A 25,090-nucleotide genomic window follows, 5' to 3' on the forward strand; every position below is an offset into this window, starting at 1 on the left:
TTATAATCATTGTATGAAAACTGTATTAATAACAGGCGCATCAAGAGGGATTGGTGAAGCCATAGCAAAAAAATTAAATAAATCCTATAATTTAGTTTTAACTTATAATAAAAATAAGAATAAGGCATTAAGTTTATTAGAAAAATTAAGAAAAGAAAATCCAAATGTAATAGCTGTAAAATGTGATGTAAAAAATGAAAATGAAGTTAATAATTTATTTGATATTGCTGAGAAAAATTTTTCTCATGTAGATATTTTGATAAATAACGCAGGAATTTCCCATTTTGGTCTTATTCAAGATATGGATTTTTCTTCTTGGAATGATATTATAAATACAAATTTATCTTCGATTTTTTTAACTTCAAAAAGGGCAATTCCATATATGGTAAGTCAAAAATCTGGAGTAATAATAAATATGTCATCTATTTGGGGTAACTTGGGAGCAAGTTTTGAAGTAGCTTATTCTGCAAGTAAGGGTGGAATCAATTCTTTTACAAAGGCTCTTTCTAAAGAACTTATACCTTCAAATATAAGAGTCAATGCAATTTCTCCTGGAATTGTTGATACGGATATGACCAAATTTGATTTATCCAGCGATGATAAAAAGGCTTTGAAAGAAGACTTAATTGAAAAAAGATTTGCAAAATCCGAAGAAATTGCAAATCTTGTTGAATTTTTAATATCTGATAAGGGATCTTATATTACAGGATCAATTTTTGATATTAATGGAGGTTTTTATTAACTTGTTCAAATTCTTTAAAATTGTACCAATAAATATATGATTTTGAAACTTTTTTACCTAGGGCTTCCTCTATGGAGTCCTTGTAAATTTCTAATTGCTTATCATAAAATCCTTCTCTTTTATAAGAGTCTGTTTTAAAATCCATTAAAATTATATGATCTTCAAATTCAAACATTATATCAATCTGACCATTTACGTAAAAATTATCTATTTTTCTTAAAAATGACTCTTCTTTTCTTATAAGTGGTGATTTTTCCCTTATATCTTTAATAATTTTTGAATTAAAAAATCCCAAAAATTTTTCTAAATTTAAATAGGAAATATATTCTTTTCTTATTTTTCCTAAATCAATAAGCTTATTAATTTCATTTTTTAAAGAATCTAAATCATATTCTTTAAATTCAAGTTCTTGGAAAATTTTATGGATAAGTGTACCTTTTTCTGTAGCTGATAGGCTAATTTGATCAAAATTTGGCCTTCTAAAGTCATGAGAAATTCCCATATCATCAAACGTAGATTTTTCATAACCGTTATTTGATAAATCATAATTTTTTGCAATTTCTGTAACTGATTTTTTTAGAGATTTGTTTGTATTCTCCAAATTTTTATAAGAAAAATTAAATGTATCTTTAATATGATTATAAATTCTTTTGTCATAATTATTTCCATCAAGTAAATCTTTTACATCAGTAAAATCAAGTTTAGAATCTGCCTTAAATTCTTCAATATAATCAATTTTAACTGAACCATTATTAAAATTATCAGTCTTATAATCCAAATCTATAAAATCAGCCATAATTTTATCATCACAAAGAATTTTTAATATCCAATCCATATAAGAAGATAAATCTAGCAAGGAATCTGTGCTTAAAATTTTATCAAGTCCTTTTTCATTTAGATCTTTTTGACCAATAATAGATAATTTTCTTTCTGCACGAGTTAAGGCAACATATAAAACTCTCATCTCTTCTTTTTTGTCATTTAGATTTAATTTTTCCAATATCAAGTCTCTTTTTATTGATGAAATTTTTATTTTGTTATCCCAATCAGAAATATTTATTCCTATTCCCAAATCCTTATCCAAAAGCATATCCTTACTTTTTCCTCTAGTATTAAATCCTTTTGAAGCTTCTGGCAAAATTACAGCCTTAAATTCCAAACCCTTTGACTTGTGGATTGTCATTATTCTTACCAAATCTTCTTCATCAGATAAATTTCTTGATGCTTTTAGATTATCCTTTTTTTGATTTTTCAAATTATCTATATAAGTTAAAAATCCAAACAAAGAATTTTCATTATTTTTATCATAATCATCCATAAGTTCTATAAAAGCTTCAATATTTTGAACTCTTTCATATCCCCTATCCCTAGCCTTTAGAAAGTCATAATATCCAGATTTTTCAAAAATTATATTTGCAAAATCATACATAGTAGAAAAATTCAAAATATATGAAAAATCTGCAAAAGTTGTGTTAAAGTCTGAGATTTTTTGGCTTAATTCATCATTAAAATTTTCTTCATAAAGTGAAAATTTTTCATAAAAATATTTTTTATCAGAAGAAAGACTTATTAATGAAAGCTCATCTTCAGAAAAATCAAAAATTTCACTTCTTAAAACAGAAAGTAAGGTTAAATCTTCTTTAGGATTTGCTATATATTTTAAGATATTTATGAAAAAGTCTACCTCTACTGTTTCAAAAGAAATTTTTGAAATATCAGATGAAAATGGAATTCCAGCTTTTTTTAATTCATTTTCAATTAAGTAGGCTCTTGAAGATGATCTCAATAAAATTGCTATATCTTTATAATTCATTCCAGAATTTATTAAATCATCAATTTCTTTTACCAAATATTCTTCTTCATTAACACTTGAATTTAAAGCCTTAATTGATACCTTTGGATATTTTTCATCAAATTCAAAGTGATAATTTAGCCTGTGATTATCATCCTTATAGGCAATATCAGAATTATTTTTAGTCATCAAGTTATCAAAAATATAGTTATTAAAATCAATCAAATCCTTGTCAGTTCTAAAATTTTTGGATAAATTTATCCTAAAAGAATCTGGATCTTTTTCATAAGATTCTAATTTTTCTAAAAAAAGTTCAGGTCTTGCATTTCTAAAGCCATAAATTGATTGTTTCACATCTCCTACAAAAAATAAATTATTTTTATTTTTTAGTTTATCAACTATATAATTTTGTATATCATTGGAATCTTGGTATTCATCGAAGAAAATATACTTAAATTGTTTTTGTAATTTTTCTACTAAGGCGTCTTTTTCTAATAATTTTATAAATTCATGCTCCATATCAGAAAAATCCAAATAATTTTCTTCTCTTTTTTTATTTTTATAATTTTTTTCAAATTCAAAAACCAAATTTTTAAGTTCAGATAAAACTTTCTCTTCCTTTGGATCAAAAAATGCCTTTGTGATAGAATCAGTATTTACTACTATATTTTTTAAATCTGTAAATTGGTCCTTATAATAATTTCTTTTTGTTTTTACAAATAAGTCTTCATTAGGATCATCTTTTTTCTTATTAAATCTTGTTTTTGCTTTAAGATTATAATCAAATTTTTCAAGACTATCATCCCACTTATCTTCTATTACAGATTTTTTTAAATTATAAAAATAAGAAAGATCAATATCTATCATTTCGATAAATTCTTTACGCATAGACTTTTCTACTATAAATTTTTTTAATACTTCTGCATTTTTTATAAGCTCATCTACTTTTTTTTCAATAATTTTTTTAAATTCAGAAAAATCAAACTTATTTCTTGTATGATATTTTATCCAATTTTCTGGATCTACCTGACTTTTTGAAAAATCGTACAAGTCCAAAACAATTTCTTTTGCATCATTATCATCTTTTTCTTTTGCAAAGTTGTGCAAAAAATCAATAAATTCTTGGTCATTTTTTTCATATTCATTTTCAAAAAGCTCATCAATTGCATCTTTTCTTAATAAGGCTTGTTTGGAATCAGCAGCTATTTTAAAAGATGGTGAAAGATTATCTGATAAGTAAAAATTTTCCCTAAGCATATCTGCGCAAAAAGAGTGGAGAGTTTTAATAAAGGCATCATTTATTGATTTTATTTGTTTTTTTACAAAAGACCTATCAATATTTTTATTATCCAAAAGCTCAGATAATTTTTCTCTAATCCTATCTTTCATTTCAACTGAAGCCTTGTTAGTAAAGGTTACAATTATCATGTTTTTTATAGGAATTTTTTCCTCAATCATTAAAGATACTACTCTATCAACCAAAACCCTAGTTTTTCCACTTCCTGCCGCAGCAGAAACTATAATATTTTTATCTCTAGTTTCAATTGCTTTTTTCTGATCATCAGTTGGCTTAAATTTACTCATCTGATAGCTCCTTTTTTATTTTATCTAAGGAAATTTCATTATTTAAATCTCTAAATTTATCTTGATCTATTGTATAATCAAATTTACAAATAGACCTAAAATCACAATTAGTACATTCATAAGAATTTTTATTTGTTCTTAAAGGATTTAATTTAATGTTTCCATCTTTAATTTGACAAATATAATTTGAAATTAATTTTTTTATAAATTTTTCCAAAATTTCTTCCTCTTCAGGTGTAAATATATTTACCTTTCCTCTTGAAATTTTGAAAATATCAGATTTTTTTCCATTAAAATCTTCATCTAAAAGCTTTAAAACTTCCTCATTTATTTTTATAATAAGTCCATTCATTTTTGTCTTTTTGTTATATATATCAAGGATTGTTTTTTTAGTAAATGGATCATCAATTTTTTGAACCTCGTCCTTAAGTGGCAAATAAAAACTTGCTACAGGTGAAAGATTTTCAGATTTTTTTTCTTTAACTGATAGCATATAGACGAAAAGTTGAAGTTGAATTCCGTTAAAAACATATTTAATATTTATTTCAGTACTGCCCGTCTTATAATCAATTATTCTAACAAAATCTTCAAACCTATCAATCCTATCAATTCTTCCTTCTAGATAATTATGATCATCAACATAAACTTCAGGATATTTTTGACTCTTTCCATATTTTTCTTCAACACTATCTATTTGAAACTTTCCTTTTTTTATTTGGTCTAAAACTTTTTTTGTTGATTTTTGAGTTGAAGCATAAACATTTGATAAGATAAATTTATTTTTGTTATCATTTGCCCTCATTTTTTCTAAAGAATTTTCAATTGCTTTTTCAAAATTTTCCCTTACTAGATTTTCTAATTTTTTATCGTCAAGATTTTCAATGTCTATTCCCCTTAAATCTTTTGAAATATTTTCCATATTATAGTGGACAATATTTCCAATTTCCATCATATCTACATCCAAATTTTTATTTTTTTGGGCCCTTAATCCATAATTAATAAAATATTTGTAAGGACATCTTGCATATCTTTCAATTTCAGAAACAGAAAACCTATTTTTATTATAAAGTCTTTTAGAAATTTCCTTATTTAGAGGATTTTTATCATTCGAATAAGCAAATCCTTTCATAAACAAATCATAAGAAGAGTTTTTGGACTTATTAAATTCGAAATTTTTTGAAAAATCTTTTTTATATTGAAGATAGGCTTTTACAAATTCTTTTTCCCTATCACTTACCTTTTCCTTTTCTTTTATGTCCCACAAAATTTGATAAGCTTTCAAATCTAAAAGATCTTTTGAATATTTTACGTGCTCAAATTTTTCTTTTGAAATTTTTTGATAACTTATATTTGGAAAAATATTTATAATATCAGAAATACTTGTAGACCTATTCATAGGATCATTATTTTTATTTATTAGGGAATATGAGAAAATAATTTTTTGAGATGAGGTAAACATTCTCAAAATATTTAAAAGAATCTTATCATTCTTTTTTTCCTTATAAATTTTAAGGTCAAATCCTTCATTTTCCAATAAACTTTTCTCATTTTCTGATATTAACATTTCGGAATTATTATTTTCTGGAAAATAAATATCAGTCATACCTACAAAAATTTTAATTTTCCTATCATTTATCCTATCTCTTGAAAAATCTCCGATTAAAACTTGATCAATTGCTGGAGGAATCAAGCCAATAGAAGTCGCCTCACTTGCCTTTTGAATTAATTTATATATTTTTCTAAGATTAGTCTTGCTATCTTTCATTATTGATTCAATTTGTTCAAGAATTGTTATAAATTTATCCCAGATTTGCTTATTTTCTTCATGAATTTCTATTTTATTTTCTTTTATATATTCTTGATAGTGATTAAAACCAGATTTTATCCTTCCATTATCAATGACTTTAAAAATTTCTTTTACAATTAAGCTTGCACTTAGATTTTTATTTCTCATTTCATATAAGTCTTTTATCAAATCTAAAATAATATTTCGAATTGAATTAACCTTATCCAACTCTTCTTGTTTTTCTTTTTTAATTTCATCTTTATAAAAATTTTCATCTAAAGTAAAATATTTATCATCAAAAATCATTGAACCTTTAATTTTTCTGGTATTTATATATTTTTGAAAGGCTAAAACTCTTTCTAAAGAATTTTCTCCAAAATCTATTAAATCTGACCTAATAAAGGACTCAAGGTCAGTTTTTCTAAAATTAAAAACAACAAGTCTAAGTAAAGAAAGCCAAGTTTTTACAACATGGTTGTCAGACATTTTTTGAGATTTATCAATAAATATAGGAATATCCATCCTAGAAAAGATTCTTCTAATTAAATTTTCATATTCATCTTCATTTGTCATAACTATGGATATATCAGAATAAGAGTATCCTTTTCTTATTAATTTTTCTATCATCAAGGCCATATTTTCAATCTCATTTGTAGATGAAATTGATTCAACAATTTTTATATTAGAAGTTTTACCCCAAAATTTTTCAGGATTGTATTTTTCAAAATTTTCATATAGGTGTTTAATATCTAGAATATCAGATTTCTTCTCTAAATTTATTATTTGACTTTGTCCCAAATTTTTTACACTTTCCACAAATCTCAAGGATTGTTCAAAAATTTCCATGTCATTTGCCAAATGGTTTTCGTAATATTTTGAATCAAGAGAAATTGATACAGTAATTTTTCCACCTATTTTTATAAGCTCTTTTATGAAATCTAATTTTAAGTCTGACAACAAATCAAATTTATCAAAGTAAAAATTAACATTTTCCAAAAAATCACAATATTTAATATTATCCTTTATGATATTAAGCTCATCTTCGCTATCAATATAAGAATTTTCTAATTTTTTCAAATAAGAATCATAAATTAATTTTATTTCTTTAAATTTAAGCTTGGTCATGGTATCAAGATTTTCATTATTTTCTATTTGATCAAAAAAATCATTATCAAAATAATATTCTTTTATATTTGAAATAAAATCTGAAAGGTTATTAACAAAATCTATATCTGATGCCTTATTTGAAAATAATTTTAATTTATCATCAATCTCATCTAAAACATTTGTAAGTAAAATTGTTTTAGATACCTGATTTAAATTTTCATGTTTTTTTAAAGATAGTCTTTGAGAAACATAGGAAATTAATGATGAAAAAGACAAGACTTTGGCATCCATAACAGACTTATATTTTATAGAATCAATAAAATCCATATCACTTTCCAAGGTATATTGTTCAGGAACTATTAAAAAAGATTTTTCCTTATTTTCTAATTTTTTTTCTATATCCTGATAAATATAAATGGAATTTTCTTCAGGAAATTTACTCATTATTATTTTTATCATACAACCACCTTCAAACTTGAGCCTTCTGTTTTTGAATATTTAACTTCAATTTTTGCATCAATTGCATTTTTCAATTCTTTTACGTGAGAAATTAAACCGATAAATTTATTATCGTAAGATAATTTTTCTATAGTCCTAATTGCTTTTTCTAAATAATCATCTGACAAAGTACCAAAACCTTCATCAATAAAGAGTGTATCAATTTTTATTCCCCCATTTTCCCCACTTATTTCATCTGAAAGACCAAGGGCAAGAGCCAAAGATGCAATAAAACTTTCTCCACCAGAAAGTGAAGCCTCACTTCTAATTTTTCCAGTATTATAATCCAAAATTTCTATATCAAGGCCATTATTTTTTCTCTTATCACTTGTTTCTTTTTTTCTTAACATTTTAAATTGGCCATCACTCATATCTTTTAATCTAAGATTAGCGTAGGTCAAAATTTTATTAAAATAATTAGAAAGAACAAATGTTTCAAAATTAATTTTTTCCCTTCCAGAAACTTTAGATAATGATCCATCACAAACCTTTGTAAGTTTATATAAAATTTCATCATCATTTTTTGATTTATCCAAAGAAATTTTTATCTTATTAATTTCTTTATCACTCTCAAATAATTTTTCGTTTTTTAATCTAATTGAAAAAATAGAATCATTTATTAGCTCTATATTTTCTTTTAAATTTTCTATTTCCTCTTTTATTTTCTCAGTTTGATAAATATCGATGTTTTTATATTCTTTGAGACTTTCTATCCTAATAGAAATATTATTTAATTTTTCAAAATAGAGGCCGATTTCTTCTTTTTGTTTTAGCAAATCATCTGCAATCTTTAAATATTTTAAAAACTCATCTATATTTTCAAAATTTTCTTTTACTTTTTCTTCAAAAATTTGATTTTCTTTTATGATTTTTTCTTTAGAAGTTTTTAAATCAGAATCATAATTTAATATTAATGAAGATGATGATGACTTTTTATTTTCCAATTTTTGAATATCTTCTCTTAAAATTTTTATTCTTTTTTCTTCTTCATTAACAAAGTTTCTATCTTTTTCTAAACTTTCTTCAATTTGTTTTTTATTAAAAATACTAAGTTCTTCTTTTTTTATTTTATATTTATTTTGAGTATCGCTTATGTCATCTAGATACTTAAATTTATCAAGTTTATTTTTTAAATCTTTTAAGTCAGATTCAATTAAATTTGCCTTTTGATCAAGTTCTTCCTTATTTTTCTTTTTTTCATCATATAAGCTAAGGTTTTTTTTGTATAAATTTCTAAGATCTTGATAAGTTTTTCTATAGTCATTTAAGTTTTTTTCATATTCTTTATGATTTTTTAAATTATTATCAATTGAATTTTTTAAATCAGAATTTTTTTCTTTTAAAAAATCAACCTTAATCTTTAAATCCATATAATTATTTCTTATTTTTTCTAAATCAAAATCCCTTACTTCTAAAAATTCTACTTTTTCATCACAAATAGACCCACAAATTGGACAAATTCCATCTTTTTCTAATTCTTTTCTAAATTCATTAATAAGAATAGATTTTTTTGACTCTTCTGCTAATTTTAATTTTTCACCTATATTTTTTAAATTAGACTCTGATTTTTCAAGCTCTTTTTCCAGTTTTTGTAATTCTTTTACTTTTTTATCATTTTCTAAAGATTTTTCATAAAGATTTTGGTAGTCCCTAAGCTCATCTTTTATTTCATAAGCTTGATCTTTTATTTTTTCAAGATTTTTAGCAATCTCAAGTAGACTATTTGATAAATTTCTTATTACATCATTTGTACTTTCTTTTTTTACTAAATAATCATCTATCTTTTTCTTATATTCTTTAGAAAGTTCTATATTTTTTATATTTTTTTCTAATTCTTTTTCCAAGGAAAAAAGTTCATTAAATTTTTTTATTATTTGTTCATTTTTTACAATATTTTCTTTTTTTTGATTAATTTTTATTTCTATTTCATCTAAATTTCCTAATTTTTCTCTGCATTTTCTAAGATTTTTCTCTATATTATATAGATTAATTTTCTCATCTTCTAATTTTTGACCTATATTTTCATAATTTTTTTTATAATCTAGTAAATTATCATAATATGGCTTTATAAGAATAGATTTTTCAGATAAAATTAATTCATTTTTTAAATTTTCATAGTAGTGTTTTTCACTTAAAACTTCTTTTTTTTCAAAGTTTAGAGTCTTAAGTAATCTAATTTTTTCATTTTCTTTTTCATAAAAACTTAGTTTGGAAGTTTTACCATCCAAAATCTTAGATAAAGAATTCTTTTCTTTATTTTTTTCATCCAAGTTTTTTTCTAAATCTTTAGATAAGTCTTTTATTACTTTTTCAATTTTGGAAAAATCCTTTAATTCAATTGTTTCATCATCAATATTTTCATCTAATAGGTCATTTTTATTTACTTCTGTTTTTAATTTATTTGCAATAAATTCTATATTTTTCTTAGAATCCTTGCTAGCTTCCTTCAATTTTTCCTCGATATCCTTGTAAATATATGATGAAAAAATTTTAGATAAAAGAGCTGCCTTATCATCTGAACTTGATTTTAAAAATTTGGAAAATTCTCCTTGAGCTAAAATCATGACCCTATTTAGTTGGTCAAAATTTAGACCAATCAAATCAATTATCTTCTTATCAGTTTTTTGTGGTCCATCAGATATTAAAATTTCCTCATCTTTTTCATACTTATAAAATTCAACACTATGGCCTACCTGCACATTTGTTCTTGTTTTTTTGGCCCTTTGTTTTGGAATTCTTTTTATCCTATATTTTTTACCATCAAGATCAAAAATAAAATCAACATAAGTAGGCGGATTATTTCCATTCAAAAAATCACTTCTTAAATCATCTATAATAAAACCTTCTCTTTGAATTTCACCAAAAAGTGCAAAACTTATAGCATCAAAAATTGAAGTTTTACCACTACCCGTATCTCCAGAAATTATAAAAATTTTGGAATCATAAAGTTTGCTAAAGTCTATCAAAGTTTTATTTTTGTAGGTCATAAATCCATACATTTCAAGACTTATTGGTTTCATTCGATCACCTTTTTAAAAATTTCTTTATCTTTTTCACTCATATTTTCATCCATTTTAAACTTATAAAACTCTTCAAAAACTTCCATAGTAGATAAATTTTCAAGGTCAATACTTATATCATCAGAATTTTCCAAATCAATAGTATTTTTATACTTTATAGAAACAGCATGGGGAAATTTCATTTTTAATTTCGCCATGGGTGAATCTATAGGATGATCATCCTTTAAAATAAATTCTATATAGTCATTCGAATTTTCCATTTTTAAGATATTTTCAAAATAATCTTCAATTTGACAAAAATCATTTAAAGCTTTTATCTCTATTTCTTTTATAGAAATATGGTCTTTTAAATCTACTATAGTCACTGATTTTTTTTGCCTTCTTTCTGAAAATGAATATTTCATAAAGGTTCCACAGTATCTAATTTTTTCATCTATCACAAAATGTTTTCTGTGAAGATGACCAAGGGCTACATAGTCAAAATTTTTAAATAAATTTGCATCCATAGCATCATTTCCACCTATTGTTAGAGGTTTTTCTCCCTCGATTTCTTCATCTTCATATGCTTTTTCATTTGCATAGCAGTGACTTATCAATACATTTCTATCTTTATAATCAATATTTTTTAGAAGTATCCTATATAAATCTGTAAAATTTTCTATATTTGAATCAATTTCATTTTTTGCCCTAGCTAGGGATATATAAGGAATAGGATAAAAATTAACTTCGCCAAATTCATCTTCAAAAGTTAAAGATTCATCAAAAGAATTACCAAAAATATAATAAGAATTTTTTTCGAAAAAACTTTTAGAAATTTCAAGTCTTTTTCCTGAATCATGATTTCCAGAAATTGCTATAATTTTTTTCTTAAAATCAAAAATAATCCTATCAACAAAGTCAGAATATACTTTCATAGACTCGCTATTTGGAATAGATGTATCAAAAATATCACCAGCTATAACGACTATATCTATTTTTTCACTTTTGATAATTTCTAAAATTTGGTCAAGGCAATATTTTTGATCTTCTAAAAGTGAATATGATCCTATATTTTTTCCTATGTGAAGGTCTGATAAGTGTAATAATTTCATTTTTCTTCCCTTACATATATAAACTCATTGTCAGTTGAATTGTATGGGTCATAAATATAATTGCAAAGGATTATTTTTTTAATTTCTTCTGGGTCTTTGATTTTTTTGTTTATCAAATATTTAAGCATCCTACCACGCATTTGTTTTGTATAAGAAACAATAGATCTTATTTTTCCGTTTCTATTTTCTTTAAATGTTAAAGTCAATAATTTTTGATCTTTTTTCAAATATTTTTTTATTAGCTTTGCATATTCAGCACTTGCCAAATTTATAATAAAATCTTCATCCTCAAAAGCCTTTTCGTAAATTTTATCAGCCCAAAATCCAGGCATATCTATCCCTTTCGAATCCATATATAACCTATAATCAGATATTCCTGTAAAAGGCTTACAAAGTCCATAAAGAGCAGAAATTATATAAACATGATTATTTAAATATTCCAAATCATTAAAATCTTCTTTTTTAAATTGTTTAAAAACAAGTCCATCATAAGAAAAAATTGCAGGGTTTTTTAAATTATTAAAATCAAAATCTTTGTAATCATAATAAGCTTTTATTGCTAAATCATCATTACAAGAAAACATATTTGCCAAATCATTTATAGAAAAACTCCTAAGTTTTTCGACCAAGTCTTTTGTTTCTTCTTCAAATAAAAGTCCTTCTGTTTTTTCATTTTCAAAATGTTTAAACCTTTTTGCAGGTGAAATTATTATTTTCATATCAAACCTTTCTATTTTTAATTCTTAATTAATTATATCATAGAAAATTTTCACAAAAAAAAAGACAGGCGAACCTATCTTTTAAAAATTTTTTGAATTATTAATGAAATTATCATCCCAATAACAGCTATTACTACTATAGCGCCACCTGGTTTTATTCCCAAATAAAAACTTGCGCTAATTCCAGCCATCATATAAAATATTGCGATAATAATTGATTTTATGAAAGTTTCCTTATAAGATTTTGAAATTAAAAGTCCACTTGCAACTGGCAAAACCATTAAAGATGAAATCATCAAGGCCCCAACAGTTTTTGCAGAAATTCCAATTGTTACTGCTGTCAAAAATGTAAAAATATTTGAAACTAATTTTGAATTAATTCCTGCCAAATTTGCCATTAATGGGCTAATTGAATTATATAGAAGAGGATAGTAAAGATAAAGGCTAAAAAATAATACAAAAACAAAAATTACACTTACTACAATAAGGTCAGTTTTTGTAACACTTGTAATCGAACCAAATAAAAATGATTCAAAACTTGTTCCACCAGGGGTGAAATCTGACATAATCGCTGCAAGTCCAATTCCCAAACTCATTATTATAGCTGTAGCCATATCTCCAAAGTTTTTGAATTTTTTCCTAATTATTTCTATAGCAAAACTTGCAATAATACAAATTATTATGGATGAAAAAACTGGATTAATCCCAATAATTAAACCGAGTGCCACACCAGATAAAGCCGTGTGTGATAGGGCATCACCTATCATCGATGTCCTTCTATTCACCATAACAATTCCAATCATAGGAATTATTATTGCAAGCATAAGCCCAACCAAAAGAGCTCTTTGCATAAATTCGTAACTAAGCATCTACTATCCTTCCATTTTTAATTCTAATCTGCCTTTTTGAAAATTCTCTTACAATATCCATCTCATGAGAAATCATTAAAATTGAAATTTTATGTTTGTCATTTAAATTGGATAGAAGTTTAAGAAAGTCTCTTTTTGATTTTTCATCAACACCAACGGTAGGCTCATCTAAAATAAGAAGATCAGGATCGTTGACCATTGCCCTTGCAATCATAACTTTTTGAGCTTGGCCTCCCGAAAGTTGATTAAAGGGAATATTTAAAAGATTTTCTATATTTAAAATTTCAAAAATATTATAAACTTTTTTATAACATTTTTTTGTTGGTCTATTAAAAATATTAAATTTTTTATACAAATTTAAAACAACAAATTCTTTTCCAGTTACCGGAAAGGCTACTTTGTTTGCATCATTAACTTGAGGTACATATCCAATTTTAGAATAATCATCAAATTTTTCAATGTCTTTTCCAAATAATTTTATTTGACCTGATTTTTTCTTCAAATCTTTTAAAATTAATTTTATGAGAGTAGACTTTCCAGAGCCATTTTCGCCCTGGATTGTCAAAAAATCTCCCCTATTTAAATCAAAACTTAAATTTTTTAATATATTATCCTTGCCGTAAGAAAAGACTAAGTCTTTAACTTCTATATCCTTCATCTATTTTAAACTACTTTCCATTAATTCTAAGTTTTCTTTTATCATTTCTTGATAAGTTTTATTAGCTTTCAAATCGTTATTACTTGCATATTCTATAGTATTTATAGCCTTTGCGTCAAGTGATAATTCATTTGCTAAGGTCTTAACATTTTTATCAGAACCACCTTTTTCATAGAAAAGTGCTGAAATTTTTTCTTTTTTAACATAGTCAATGGAATCTTTCATTGTTTTTGCATCAGTTTCACTTGTTGAAGTTATTGAAGTAAGTGGAATTTGAGTTAAACCATAATCACGAGCAAGATATGAAAATGCTTCATGATCTACTAAGAATTTTTTATTTTCTTTATTTTCTAATTTATCTCCATATGTTTTATCAATTTCTTCAAGTTCTTTTTTTATTTTTTCAAAATTTCTCATATAATAATCTTTATTTTCTGAATCAATTTCTGAAAGTTTATCTGCAATATTTTTTGCTTGAATAATTCCATTTTTTGGTGCTAACCAAATATGTGGATCATACATACCATGGTGGTGATGTTCTTCTTCATCTTCGTGATCATGGTGGTCAGAGTCTTCACTATCTTCCATGCTTTCATGGTCATGGTTGTCTTTGTCTTCGTGGTCGTGATGATCACTATCTTTATCTTCTTGTGATCCTTCATGATCATGATGGTCACTATCTTCGTGGTCATGATCTTCTTCATCTTCAGTTTTTATTAAATCAATTCCCTTAGATGTATCAACCATTTCTACTTTTGAAGCATCTTCAACCTTATCTTTCCAAGATTCAAGACCTGCACCATTTAAAAATAAAACCTTAGCATCAGATAATTTCGCCATATCTTTTGCTGATGGTTCAAAATCATGAACTTCTGTATTTAAATTTGTAAAAGATTCTACATTAAATTTATCTCCAGCTATTTGTTTAGTTAGATTATAAATTGGATAAAAAGAAGCATATATAGTTTCTTTTGTAGATTTTTCACTTTGTTTTGTTTCGTTTGAACTGTTTGAATCATTTGAGTTACTTGTTTGGTTATTTTTTGCACATCCTGTTACAAAAAGGCCCAAAACTAAAGCTATCGCTAAAAATTTTTTTTTCATTTTTTCCTCCTTAATTGCAAATCATTTGCAAGAAGTATTATATAACTGTTTTATTTTTTGTCAATATGATATTATAAATTAAGAGGTGAATTTTTTGAAAGCAAGAGATTTATTAAGAAATAAAAATATTAGAGTCACAGAAAAAAGAAGAATTATTTTAGAAAAAATAATTGAAAATAATGATCCAATTTCAGCAGAAGAAATTTTAGAAAAATTAAAAAATGATAAGATAAATCTAGATCTTTCTACAATTTATAGAAATTTAAATACACTTGAAGAAGTAGGACTTCTCTTAAAAAACACAAACCTAGATGGAATTTCATATTTTCAATTAAACACAAATGATCACAAACATTTTATTACTTGCATGTCTTGTAATAAGAAATTTATTATAGAAAACTGCCCAATTCATGAAGTTGAAAAGCAAATTGAAAAAGAAACAGGATTTATTATCAAAGGACATAGTTTTGAATTTACAGGAATTTGCCCAAATTGCCAAAAAAAATTAAATAAATAAATTTAAAAAGTTGATAAAAATTTTTTTATCAACTTTTTTTCTTTAAACTCTCTTATTAAATTTTTCTTTATCAAATGAACCTACAGAATTTGCAACTATCATTGTTCCAGATGCATCTCCTGTTGTATTTATTGCAGTTCTTGCCATATCTAAAATTCTATCTATTCCCATTATCATAGCAATTCCTTCTACTGGAAGACCAGCTGATGATAATACCATTGATAGTGTTACAAGACCAACTGAAGGAATTCCTGCAGTTCCTACTGATGCTATTGTTGCTGTCAAAATTACAGTCATATAATCATTTAAGCTTAAATCTATTCCATAAGCATTTGCAATAAATACTACCGCTACTCCTTGCATTATTGCAGTTCCGTCCATATTTATTGTCGCTCCCAAAGGAATTGTAAATGAAGAAATTTTCTTATCAACTCCAATATCTTCAAGAGTTTGAATATTTAATGGAACTGTTGCATTTGATGATGCAGTTGAAAATGCAAAAGTCATAACTGGAAAAAATTTTTTCAAAAACGAAAATGGATTTACTCTTACAAAAATCGTTAAAAGTAGCATATAAACTATTAAAAGTTGGAAAGCTAGTCCCAAAATTACAGAAATCATATATGATAACATTGATAAAATAACATCATAACCAAGATTTGAAAATGTTCTTGCTATTAAGAAAAATACTCCAATTGGTGCAAGTTTCATTACAGCCATAGTCATACTCATCATTAAATCATTCATTTCTGTAATTATATTGCCCAATGTTTCCATTCTATCTTCCATTCCTGCAATCAAAAGTCCAACTATAACTGCAAAAATTATTATTTGTAACATATCACCCTTTGCCAAAGCTTCAATAGGATTTGTTGGAATCATATTTAATAGCGTATCTTTCATTGAAGTTTTTTCTCCAGTATCCATTTTAAACTCATTAGATCCCAATTCCATATTCATTCCCTTACCAGGATTTATTATTGATGCCAAAGAAAGAGCTATTATTATTGCAAGAGCTGTAGTTAAAAGATAAAATAAGACAATTCTTATTCCAACTTTTCCAAGAGTTTTTGTATCCCCCATATTTCTACAGCCATCAGCAATTGAAAAAAATACCAATGGAACAACTAGCATTTGCATAGCTCTTATGAACATTTGACCTAATAAATAAAAAATTCCATCAATTATAATGTCATCTTTGATATGACTTTTAGGTACAAAATAATGCATTAGAATTCCAAGAATCATTCCACAAATTAGGGCGATAAAAATTTTAGATGTTAAGCTTAACTTTTTATCAGATTTAGCTTTCATATCCATACTCCCTTCTCAGATAATCTTTTAAAGAATCTTCCCAAGATGAAAAAGTATTTTTTCCCAAAAGACCCAAAAAATAATTATCTATTCCTCTAAAGGCAGGTTCGTAATCAATCCTATCAGAATCTCTAACTTCTTCTACCTTTGCATCAATTTTTGTTATATCAATAATTTTTTGAGCAAAAGCTCTAAAAGAACAAGTTCCTTCACATGAAGCATGGTAAATTCCATAAGCATTAGTTCCTATAATTGAAATTAAAAATTTTGAAAGTTCATATGCCGAAGTTGGAGATCCATATCTTGATTTTGGTACTTTTACAAGTCCATTTTTTGCTTGTTCTATTATTGATTCTATTAAATTATTTTCTTTAGAATAAAGTCTTGATACTCTTACAATAAAATATCTATCAGCAAAATCTTTTACAAATTCTTCTCCCAAAAATTTACTTTTTCCATAAACTGAATTTGGATTTGCCTTGTCAATTTCTTTGTATGGATGAATTGTTTGTCCATCAAAAACATCTGCAGTAGATAATTGAACAAGTTTTGCCCTTACCCTATTTGATGCTATAGCAATATTTTTTGCTCCCAAAGCATTTAACAAATATGCTTTATCAGGATCATTTTCACATTTTAATCTATTTGTAATTCCTGAACAATTAATTATTATTTTTGGTCTATTTCTATCTACAAATAAATTTACTTCTTCTTGTTTTGTAATATCTACTTCGTCCTTGTCAGTTGCAATTATTTCAGCTTCCAAAGGATCTAAATATCTTAGAAGAGTCGAACCAAGTCTTCCATGTGCTCCTGTAATCCAAATTGTGTTAATTCTCATAAATTTTTCCTTTCTATATTGTAAAAAATTAAATATATGTTTTATTATAACATATTGCAAATTATTTTTCATTTATATTTGTTAATTATCTTGATTTCTAATTAAATTATTTAATCAAATAAAAAAAGCTAGTAAAACTAGCTAATTTAATCCTATATCTTTTCTATAATATTTATTTTCGTAACTTATTTTTTCACAATCATCATAGGCGATTTTTCTTGCAAGCTCTAAAGTTTTTGCTTTAGAATTTATTGTAAGAACTCTTCCCCCATTTGTCAAAATTTTTCCATTTTCTAATTTAGTTCCATTATGAAAAATTAATGAATTTTTTACATCTTCGAGTCCAATTATTTCTTTATTTTTTTCATATTTTAATGGATAACCATCAGAAACGAGAATTAATGATAGTGAATAATCACTAGACCATTTGATATCATCTTTCTTTAAAGTCTTATCAAGAGCTTTTTCTATAATTTCTACAAGGTCTGATTCAAGTCTTGGCATTAAGGTTTCTGTTTCTGGATCTCCAAATCTTACATTAAATTCTAATACTTTTGGTAAATCATTATCTATCATAAAACCAATAAATAAAATTCCATTGTAAGAAAGTTTTGAATTATTAAAACCATATTCAATTTGTTTTAATATTTTTTCTATATTTTTTTCTGTTTTTTCAGAAAATTTACTAGGAGAATATGTACCTACTCCTCCAGTATTTGGTCCCTTATTCCCATCATAAATTTGCTTGTGATCTTTGCAAGTTTCTAATGGAAATAATTTATTATTTGAAATCAAACACAAAACAGATGCCTCTTCACCTTTTAAGAATTCTTCTATAACAACAGTTTTTCCTTCATCTCCAAATATTTTTTTATTAAAAATATCATCTAAACTCTCAAGAGCTTTTTTCTCATCCTCACAAATTATAACTCCTTTTCCAAGACAAAGCCCATCAGCTTTTATTACTAAAGGATAAGAAAAATCTTTTAATGAATCTTTAGCATCGTCATAATTATCAAAAGATTTATATTTTGCCGTCGGTATATTATATTTTTCTAAAAAGTTTTTGGTAAATTTTTTTGATTTTTCAAATTTCGCACATTCTTTATTTGGTCCAAAAATTCTAAGGTTATTTTTTTCAAATTCGTCTACTATTCCCATACATAGAGGATCTTCAGGACCTACAATTGTTAGACCTATCTTTTCTTTTTTTGAAAAATCAACCAATGATTTTATATCAGTTGGATCAATATTAATATTTGTACAAAAAGAATTTGTTCCTGCATTTCCCTTTGCCATAAAAATTTGATCTACTTTTTTTGATTGTGATATTTTCCATGCTAAAGCATGTTCTCTTCCACCATTTCCAATTATTAAAACTTTCATCAAAGACTCCTATTTTTTACAAAAACCTTATTATCTTTTATGTAAAATAAATCATCACAAAAATCTTTTACAGATTTTGTCAAAATTTCATGTTCTTTATCCAAAACTTTTTTTGCAATATCATCAATTGTATCTTCTTGGTCGATTTCTACAATTTCTTGATAAATTATTGGGCCAGCATCAGCATCTTTGGTAACAAAATGTGTTGTAGCTCCTGTGAATCTTACACCTTTTTCAAAAACTTTCTCGTGAACTTTTCTTCCATAAAATCCAATACCACAAAAAGATGGTATTAGAGATGGATGAATATTAATTATCTTTGATTCGTATTGACCAATAATTTTTTGAGGTAAAATTTTGAGATAACCGGCAAGAACAACAAGATCTATATGTTCTTTTTTTAAAGTATCAAGTAATAAATCATTATCTGTACAAACCATTGTTTTTATAGATGATTTTTTTGCTCTTTCAAGTCCATAAGCTTCTTTTTTGTTTGAAATAACTATTGAAATTTGACCATTTATTTCTCTTTTTCCACACGCATCAATTATAGCTTGAAGATTTGTTCCAGATCCTGATATTAATATGGCAATTTTTTTAAAATTTGAGGTCGATTTTTTTATCATTTTCTACAATTTCTCCAAGATCTAATAATTCATTATTATCAATTATTTCTTTTACTATTTCTACATATTTCTCGTCTACTGCAAAAACTAATCCTACTCCCATATTAAAAGTTTCGTACATATCTTTTTTATCAAGATTTCCCCATTTTTGTAAAAGTGAAAATATTTTTGGAGCTTCTACATTTGTAAGGTCAATTTTTGCACAAAGTCCATCTGGAATCATTCTTGGAATATTTTCATAAAATCCACCACCAGTTATATGACTTAGGCCATTGATTTCAATTTTATCAAGTAAGGCTAAAATTTCTTTAACATAAATCTTGGTTGGCTTTAATAATTCTTCACCAAGACTTCTTTCAAGTCCTTCAATTTTTTGATCTAAGGATAATTTTTCTTTTTCTAAAACAATTTTTCTTACAAGAGAATAGCCATTTGAATGAATTCCTGAAGATCTTAAACCAAAAATATGGTCTCCTTTTTTTATTTTTTCTCCAGTAATTATTTTTTCCCTATCAACTATTCCTACACAAAATCCTGCAAGATCATAGTCATTTTTCTTATAAAGACCCGGCATTTCTGCAGTTTCTCCACCAATCAGAGAAGATTTTGCTTCAAGACAACCATCAGCAACACCTTTTACAATTTTTTCCATTTTTTCAGGAATAAGTTTACCACATGCAATATAATCTAGAAAAAATAAAGGTCTTGCACCTTGACAAAGTATATCATTTACACACATTGCCACACAATCAATTCCAATTGTATCGTGTTTGTCCATCATTTGGGCAAGCATAACTTTTGTTCCAACTCCATCAGTCCCAGATACTAAAACTGGATTTTTTATATCTAAATTTTCAAGACTAAAAAGTCCAGAAAATCCTCCAAGTTTACTTAATACATTTTTTGATTGAGTTTTTTCTACAATATTTTTAATTAATTCTACTTCTTTTTGACCATTTTCTACATTAACACCGGCATCTTTATAATTTATTGACATTTTATTTCCTTTCTAAAGGGTTAAATCCATCAAAACAATTTTCATAATATGTTTTGTTTCCACAAGCTTCTCTTAATCCTTCTAGAGAAATAAATCCCAAAGAATCTGCTCCAATTATTTCTCTTACTTCTTCTACACTTCTATTACTGCTAATTAAATGTTCTTTATCAGCTACATCAAATGTATATTTTTCTTCTTTTACAACTTGAGGAGAGGAAATTCTAACATGGACTTCTTTTGCGCCTGATTCTCTTAGTATTTCTATTACTCTTTTCATGGTATTTCCTCTTACAATAGAATCATCAACAAGCACAACTCTTTTTCCTTCCAAAAGATGTTTTATAGGATTTAACTTTATTTTTATTCCTTTTTTTCTCATTGAATCTGTTGGAAGAATAAATGTTCTATTTATATACCTATTTCTAACAATAGCTCTTTCATATTTTATGTTTGAAGCGCGAGAAAATCCTACTGCAGAAATAAGTCCACTGTCGGGACTTCCTACAACAATATCCGCATCAACAGGATGTTCTTTATAAAGAATCTCTCCCATTTTAATTCTTGCATCATAAACACTAATACCATTTATACATGAATCAGGTCTAGCTGTATAAACAAAATCAAAAATACATGGAGAATTTGAAATTTCTTTTGTAAAATATGATTTTTCTCCATTCTTATCTACTATATAAATTTCTCCAGGTTTTAATTCATGGCAAAGCTCTCCACCAATAGATTCTATTGCACATGATTCACTAGCTACTATATAATTATCATTATTTTTTCCTACGCAAAGGTTTTTAATTCCATAATGATCTCTAACAGCAATCATTCTTTCATCACTTAAAACTAAAAGCGAATATACGCCATTTAAATTATTGACATACTCAATAATTTCGTCTATATTTTTTGAATTTAAATTATTGACAATTTCTTCTGGAGAATTTTCATTAAAAAATTTTCCATCAATAGCTATTAAATTTTTATGATTTGAATTTTTTGGATAAAACATCCATGGCATTGGCAATAGTGATCTATCATCTTCAGCAAACATATATTTTACATGACCTAGACCAACATTTCCTGAAAGAGTTGATATATTATCAAGACTAATATTATTTGCAATTTCTCCCTTACCTCTTATTTCTGATAATTTTTCATGAGAAAGCAAAGAAATTCCCATAGCTTCCTGTCCTCTATGTTGAATAGCATAGAGGGCAGAATAAAGATCTGGGAATATATTTTTATAATTTTTTTTTGAAAATATTCCTACAATTCCACTCATTATTAATTTGCCTTATATTCATATTCAGAATTATCTATAGTTTCTTTCATTTTAACTCTCATATCCTTTAATTTTTCTCTTAAAGAATCATATTTTACTGAAAGAATTTCTATAGCTAAAATTGCAGCATTTTCACCACCACCAATTGCAACTGTCGCAACTGGAACTCCACTTGGCATTTCAACTGTAGAAAGTAGGGCTTCAATTCCTCCAAGATGAGATGATTTTGCAGGAATTCCTATTACAGGTCTTGTTGTTAAAGCTGCAATTACACCTGATAAATGAGCAGCTTTTCCTGCAATTCCAATATAAACTTCACTTTCTTCTTCGCTTTCTTTTACATATTTTTCTAAACTTTTTAAAGCTCTGTGGGCAGAAATTACCTTAACTTCATAATCAATACCAAATTCCATTAATTTAGAAACAACTTTATCAGCAATTGGGCTATCAGACAGTGATCCCATAATTATAGAAACTTTCATATAAACTCCTTATTAAAGTCCTAAATATTTAGATAATTCCATTGGTTCAATATAAGTTCCATCTTTATATGCTCTCATATTTCCACCAGAAACTTCATCAATCAAAACAACTTCACCAGTTGAAGCAAGTCTTCCCCATTCAAACTTAATATCATAAAGATCAAGTCCGTGCTCAGCTAAAATGTCTTTTACAAGTTTTGCAACTTTTTTATTTTCTTCAATAATTTCTTTATATTCATCATGAGATAAAATATTTAATTCAACTAATCCATCTTCAGTAATAAGTGGATCTTCACGATCATCATCTTTTAAAGTAATTTCAGAATAAGCATCAAGGTCTTGACCTTCTGTTGCATAAAGTCCATATCTTCTCATAAAAGATCCAACAGCTTTAAATCTTGTAATAACTTCTAAACCTTTTCCAAAAACTGTACATTTTTCAATTTCCATAAGATTTTTATCAAGATCAGCTCCAAGATAATGAGTTTTTACACCAGCTTCATTTATTTTTTCAAAGAAAAATTTAGAAACTTTTAAACATTCAGCACCGGCACCTTCTTTTTCACCAGCAACTTGATTTCCACCTGTATCAAATACTCCATCAGTTCCTGTCATAGTATCCTTGAATAAACAAAAGTATTTTCCATTTTCTTCAACTAAATTTTTTGTCTTACCTTCGTAAATTGTGTTCATTTTTTTCTCCTTAAAAATTTTTTTACAAAAAATAAGCCCAGAAGGACAGGCTACGAAACCTATCCTCCTGGGCTTTTATCCCTCTGGTGTAATACTTAAAAATATCCGTACCGCTCGGTCTTGAAAAAACAGATCCCTAGGTACACTTTCGCCCATTTCTATGAGCCATATTCTTCGTTCATGTTCATAATACCAAGCCTAATTTTAATTGTCAAGAAAGTTTTTTGATAAAATTTATTTTTATAATTTATAACTTGTAAATTACCCTATTTGAGATAAAATAATTAAGAGAAAAAGAAAGGATTTAAAATGATTAAAAAGAAAAGTTTAATTAAAAATATTGTTATAGCAATTCTTTTATTAGCTACAATTCTTTTTGGCTTTAAATATTTTTCATCACGAAATGAAAATAAAATCGACAATAAATTAATCCAAAATAGAATAGAAAATGCCAAGGAACTTACAAGTTTAAAATATTCATACACAAACATGGGACAATTCGAAAATTCAAATAAGTTTTATGGATATGATATACCATTTACTCAAAAAAAATTCATCGTTTCTTATGATGGTATGATTTCTTGTGGAGTAGATCTTGATAAAATGGATGTAAAAGTATCAGCTAAGACCATAAATATAAAATTACCAAAATCAAAAATTTTATCACATGAAATATATGAAGATTCCCTAAAAATTTTCGACCAAAAAACTTCAATTTTCAATCCTATAAAAGTAGAAGATTATAATGATTTTGCAAAAAAACAAAAAAAATCTGTAGAAAAAAAAGCAATTGAAAAAGGAATCTTAATAGAAGCAAATAAAAAATGTGAAAAAGCAATAAAAGAAATAATAAATATAGACAATAGTTTAGAAGATTATACAATAAATATACAATTTAAATAAGGGTTTACCCTTATTTTTTTATGCTATAATAAATACATGAAAGGTGGTAATATGAAAATATATTTAGGTTGTGACTTATTTACAGAAGGACAAAGATGGCAAGCTTTAGAAATTCAAAAAGCATTGGAAAAAGAATTTTCTGATATAGAAATTTATAATCCAGCACAAAATTTAGAAATAAATGATAAATCAGCAGGATTTACAACAAATTACGATATACTTTTGGCTGATTATGAGAGACTTAAAAATTCTGATATTCTAATAGGATTAATGGATACAAAAGATTTGGGACTTGCTGCAGAAATGGGAATAGCCTTTGAAAGAAAAATCCAAATTTTTCAACTCTACACTGACATTAGACTGGGTGGAAATGACAAAGAAGATAAATTTGATCCAATGAAAAAAGATATTTTTCAAAATGATTTTTTATATATAAATAAACTTGTAACAGGACTTTCCTATGTTGACAAAAATGGAAACAAATTCAAAAGACCAAGAATTTATAAGACAAAAGAAGATTTGATAGAAGATTTGATTTTGTATATAAAAGAAAATAGATAAAAAGACTGTAAGATAAAACTTCCCCAAAAAGTAAGCCTAAAAACTAACTTTTTGGGCAAATCTAAAATTTATACAAATTTTTTTCCTATTTAAATAATCCAACCAAAGTATCACTTATCTTATCTTTTATAATATCTAGGTTTCCAATTTCATTTTTTAATTGATCAACTAATTGGTCTCTACTTTCCTTGTCATCAACATTTTTAATTTTATCAAATAAATCTTTTTGCCATCCATCTTCTGAATCATTGTTTTCTTTTTTGAAAGCTTGAACAAATTCATCTACATATAATTTCTTATCTTGAACCATTTTTTCTATAACTTTTTCAATTTCGCTCATAATAACTCCTTTTAAAATAAATTCATTAAATAAATACCCAATAATTTGTAAATCAATCTGTTACTAAAATTTTTTATTGATTAAAAGCAAACACAATAATATAATGGAAATATTGAAAATTTCAAAAAGTTATAAAACGTAACAAAATCAAAACTACCAGCTTAGCTGGTAGTTT

Annotated in this window: 21 protein-coding genes; 4 read left to right on the plus strand and 17 right to left on the minus strand. The window is 25.8% G+C overall.

Annotated features, from left to right (window positions below; translation table 11 throughout):
• The first annotated feature begins 13 nt into the window (after positions 1-13).
• On the plus strand, positions 14-742 hold the full coding sequence (ymfI, locus tag ASHG_RS04295; protein WP_040397750.1) for an elongation factor P 5-aminopentanone reductase: 729 nt from the start codon (positions 14-16) through the stop codon (positions 740-742).
• On the opposite strand, the gene ASHG_RS04300 is transcribed toward ymfI, so the two are convergent.
• The 8 genes from ASHG_RS04300 to ASHG_RS04335 form a co-directional block, all read right to left on the minus strand.
• Complete coding sequence (locus ASHG_RS04300) at positions 723-4,118, minus strand: UvrD-helicase domain-containing protein (RefSeq protein ID WP_040397752.1); 3,396 nt, start codon at positions 4,116-4,118, stop codon at positions 723-725. The genes ymfI and ASHG_RS04300 overlap by 20 nt on opposite strands.
• Positions 4,111-7,470: a PD-(D/E)XK nuclease family protein gene (locus ASHG_RS04305; RefSeq protein ID WP_040397753.1), complete on the minus strand. Its 3,360-nt coding sequence runs from the start codon at positions 7,468-7,470 to the stop codon at positions 4,111-4,113. The genes ASHG_RS04300 and ASHG_RS04305 overlap by 8 nt, the downstream gene beginning before the upstream one ends.
• A complete protein-coding gene (locus tag ASHG_RS04310; protein ID WP_040397754.1) occupies positions 7,467-10,529 on the minus strand; it encodes an SbcC/MukB-like Walker B domain-containing protein in 3,063 nt (1,020 codons plus the stop codon). Before ASHG_RS04310 ends, ASHG_RS04305 begins: the two co-directional genes overlap by 4 nt.
• A complete protein-coding gene (locus ASHG_RS04315; protein ID WP_040397755.1) occupies positions 10,526-11,620 on the minus strand; it encodes an exonuclease SbcCD subunit D in 1,095 nt (364 codons plus the stop codon). Before ASHG_RS04315 ends, ASHG_RS04310 begins: the two co-directional genes overlap by 4 nt.
• Positions 11,617-12,339, minus strand: coding sequence for a YaaA family protein (locus ASHG_RS04320; RefSeq protein WP_040397757.1), 723 nt, complete (start codon positions 12,337-12,339; stop codon positions 11,617-11,619). Before ASHG_RS04320 ends, ASHG_RS04315 begins: the two co-directional genes overlap by 4 nt.
• Before the next feature lie 74 nt (positions 12,340-12,413).
• The gene (locus ASHG_RS04325; protein ID WP_040397759.1) at positions 12,414-13,208 is read right to left on the minus strand and encodes a metal ABC transporter permease; all 795 of its coding nucleotides are present in this window, start codon (positions 13,206-13,208) and stop codon (positions 12,414-12,416) included.
• Positions 13,201-13,866 carry a metal ABC transporter ATP-binding protein gene (locus ASHG_RS04330; protein WP_040397760.1) on the minus strand — a complete coding sequence of 222 codons (666 nt, stop codon included), beginning with the start codon at positions 13,864-13,866 and terminating at the stop codon, positions 13,201-13,203. Before ASHG_RS04330 ends, ASHG_RS04325 begins: the two co-directional genes overlap by 8 nt.
• Positions 13,867-14,970, minus strand: coding sequence for a metal ABC transporter substrate-binding protein (locus ASHG_RS04335; RefSeq protein ID WP_040397761.1), 1,104 nt, complete (start codon positions 14,968-14,970; stop codon positions 13,867-13,869). It lies immediately after the preceding gene.
• Positions 14,971-15,064: 94 nt separating this feature from the next.
• Between ASHG_RS04335 and ASHG_RS04340 the strand changes: the two genes are divergently transcribed.
• Positions 15,065-15,487, plus strand: a complete 423-nt coding sequence (locus ASHG_RS04340; protein ID WP_040397762.1) for a Fur family transcriptional regulator — start codon at positions 15,065-15,067, stop codon at positions 15,485-15,487.
• Positions 15,488-15,529: 42 nt separating this feature from the next.
• On the opposite strand, the gene ASHG_RS04345 is transcribed toward ASHG_RS04340, so the two are convergent.
• The 8 genes from ASHG_RS04345 to ASHG_RS04380 all read right to left on the minus strand — a co-directional run bounded on the left by ASHG_RS04345 (position 15,530) and on the right by ASHG_RS04380 (position 23,111).
• A complete protein-coding gene (locus ASHG_RS04345) occupies positions 15,530-16,801 on the minus strand; it encodes a dicarboxylate/amino acid:cation symporter (RefSeq protein WP_040398398.1) in 1,272 nt (423 codons plus the stop codon).
• Entirely contained in the window at positions 16,791-17,642 is an 852-nt protein-coding gene (locus ASHG_RS04350) for an SDR family oxidoreductase (RefSeq protein WP_040397763.1), read from the minus strand. Before ASHG_RS04350 ends, ASHG_RS04345 begins: the two co-directional genes overlap by 11 nt.
• A gap of 141 nt (positions 17,643-17,783) precedes the next feature.
• Positions 17,784-19,028 carry a phosphoribosylamine--glycine ligase gene (gene purD / locus ASHG_RS04355; RefSeq protein ID WP_040397765.1) on the minus strand — a complete coding sequence of 415 codons (1,245 nt, stop codon included), beginning with the start codon at positions 19,026-19,028 and terminating at the stop codon, positions 17,784-17,786.
• On the minus strand, positions 19,028-19,654 hold the full coding sequence (gene purN, locus ASHG_RS04360; RefSeq protein ID WP_040397767.1) for a phosphoribosylglycinamide formyltransferase: 627 nt from the start codon (positions 19,652-19,654) through the stop codon (positions 19,028-19,030). Before purN ends, purD begins: the two co-directional genes overlap by 1 nt.
• The gene (gene purM / locus ASHG_RS04365) at positions 19,626-20,651 is read right to left on the minus strand and encodes a phosphoribosylformylglycinamidine cyclo-ligase (protein WP_040397769.1); all 1,026 of its coding nucleotides are present in this window, start codon (positions 20,649-20,651) and stop codon (positions 19,626-19,628) included. The genes purN and purM overlap by 29 nt, the downstream gene beginning before the upstream one ends.
• A 1-nt stretch (position 20,652) precedes the next feature.
• The gene (locus ASHG_RS04370) at positions 20,653-21,936 is read right to left on the minus strand and encodes an amidophosphoribosyltransferase (protein ID WP_040397770.1); all 1,284 of its coding nucleotides are present in this window, start codon (positions 21,934-21,936) and stop codon (positions 20,653-20,655) included.
• A 2-nt stretch (positions 21,937-21,938) separates the two neighbouring features.
• Positions 21,939-22,418, minus strand: a complete 480-nt coding sequence (purE, locus tag ASHG_RS04375) for a 5-(carboxyamino)imidazole ribonucleotide mutase (RefSeq protein ID WP_040397772.1) — start codon at positions 22,416-22,418, stop codon at positions 21,939-21,941.
• A gap of 12 nt (positions 22,419-22,430) precedes the next feature.
• Positions 22,431-23,111 carry a phosphoribosylaminoimidazolesuccinocarboxamide synthase gene (locus tag ASHG_RS04380; protein WP_040397774.1) on the minus strand — a complete coding sequence of 227 codons (681 nt, stop codon included), beginning with the start codon at positions 23,109-23,111 and terminating at the stop codon, positions 22,431-22,433.
• Between the two features lie 309 nt (positions 23,112-23,420).
• Here ASHG_RS04380 and ASHG_RS04385 point away from each other — a divergent pair, with 309 nt between their 5' ends.
• Together ASHG_RS04385 and ASHG_RS04390 are read left to right on the plus strand one after the other, a co-directional pair.
• A complete protein-coding gene (locus ASHG_RS04385; protein ID WP_040397775.1) occupies positions 23,421-24,014 on the plus strand; it encodes a DUF4230 domain-containing protein in 594 nt (197 codons plus the stop codon).
• 51 nt (positions 24,015-24,065) lie between these two features.
• Positions 24,066-24,575 (plus strand): nucleoside 2-deoxyribosyltransferase, encoded by a 510-nt coding sequence (locus ASHG_RS04390; RefSeq protein WP_040397776.1) that lies wholly within the window; start codon positions 24,066-24,068, stop codon positions 24,573-24,575.
• An 85-nt stretch (positions 24,576-24,660) separates the two neighbouring features.
• On the opposite strand, the gene ASHG_RS04395 is transcribed toward ASHG_RS04390, so the two are convergent.
• Positions 24,661-24,915 (minus strand): hypothetical protein, encoded by a 255-nt coding sequence (locus tag ASHG_RS04395; RefSeq protein ID WP_040397778.1) that lies wholly within the window; start codon positions 24,913-24,915, stop codon positions 24,661-24,663.
• Between the last annotated feature and the right edge of the window lie 175 nt (positions 24,916-25,090).

The sequence above is a fragment of the Anaerococcus senegalensis JC48 genome (genome assembly GCF_000321005.1).
Taxonomy (GTDB): Bacteria; Bacillota; Clostridia; order Tissierellales; family Peptoniphilaceae; genus Anaerococcus; species Anaerococcus senegalensis.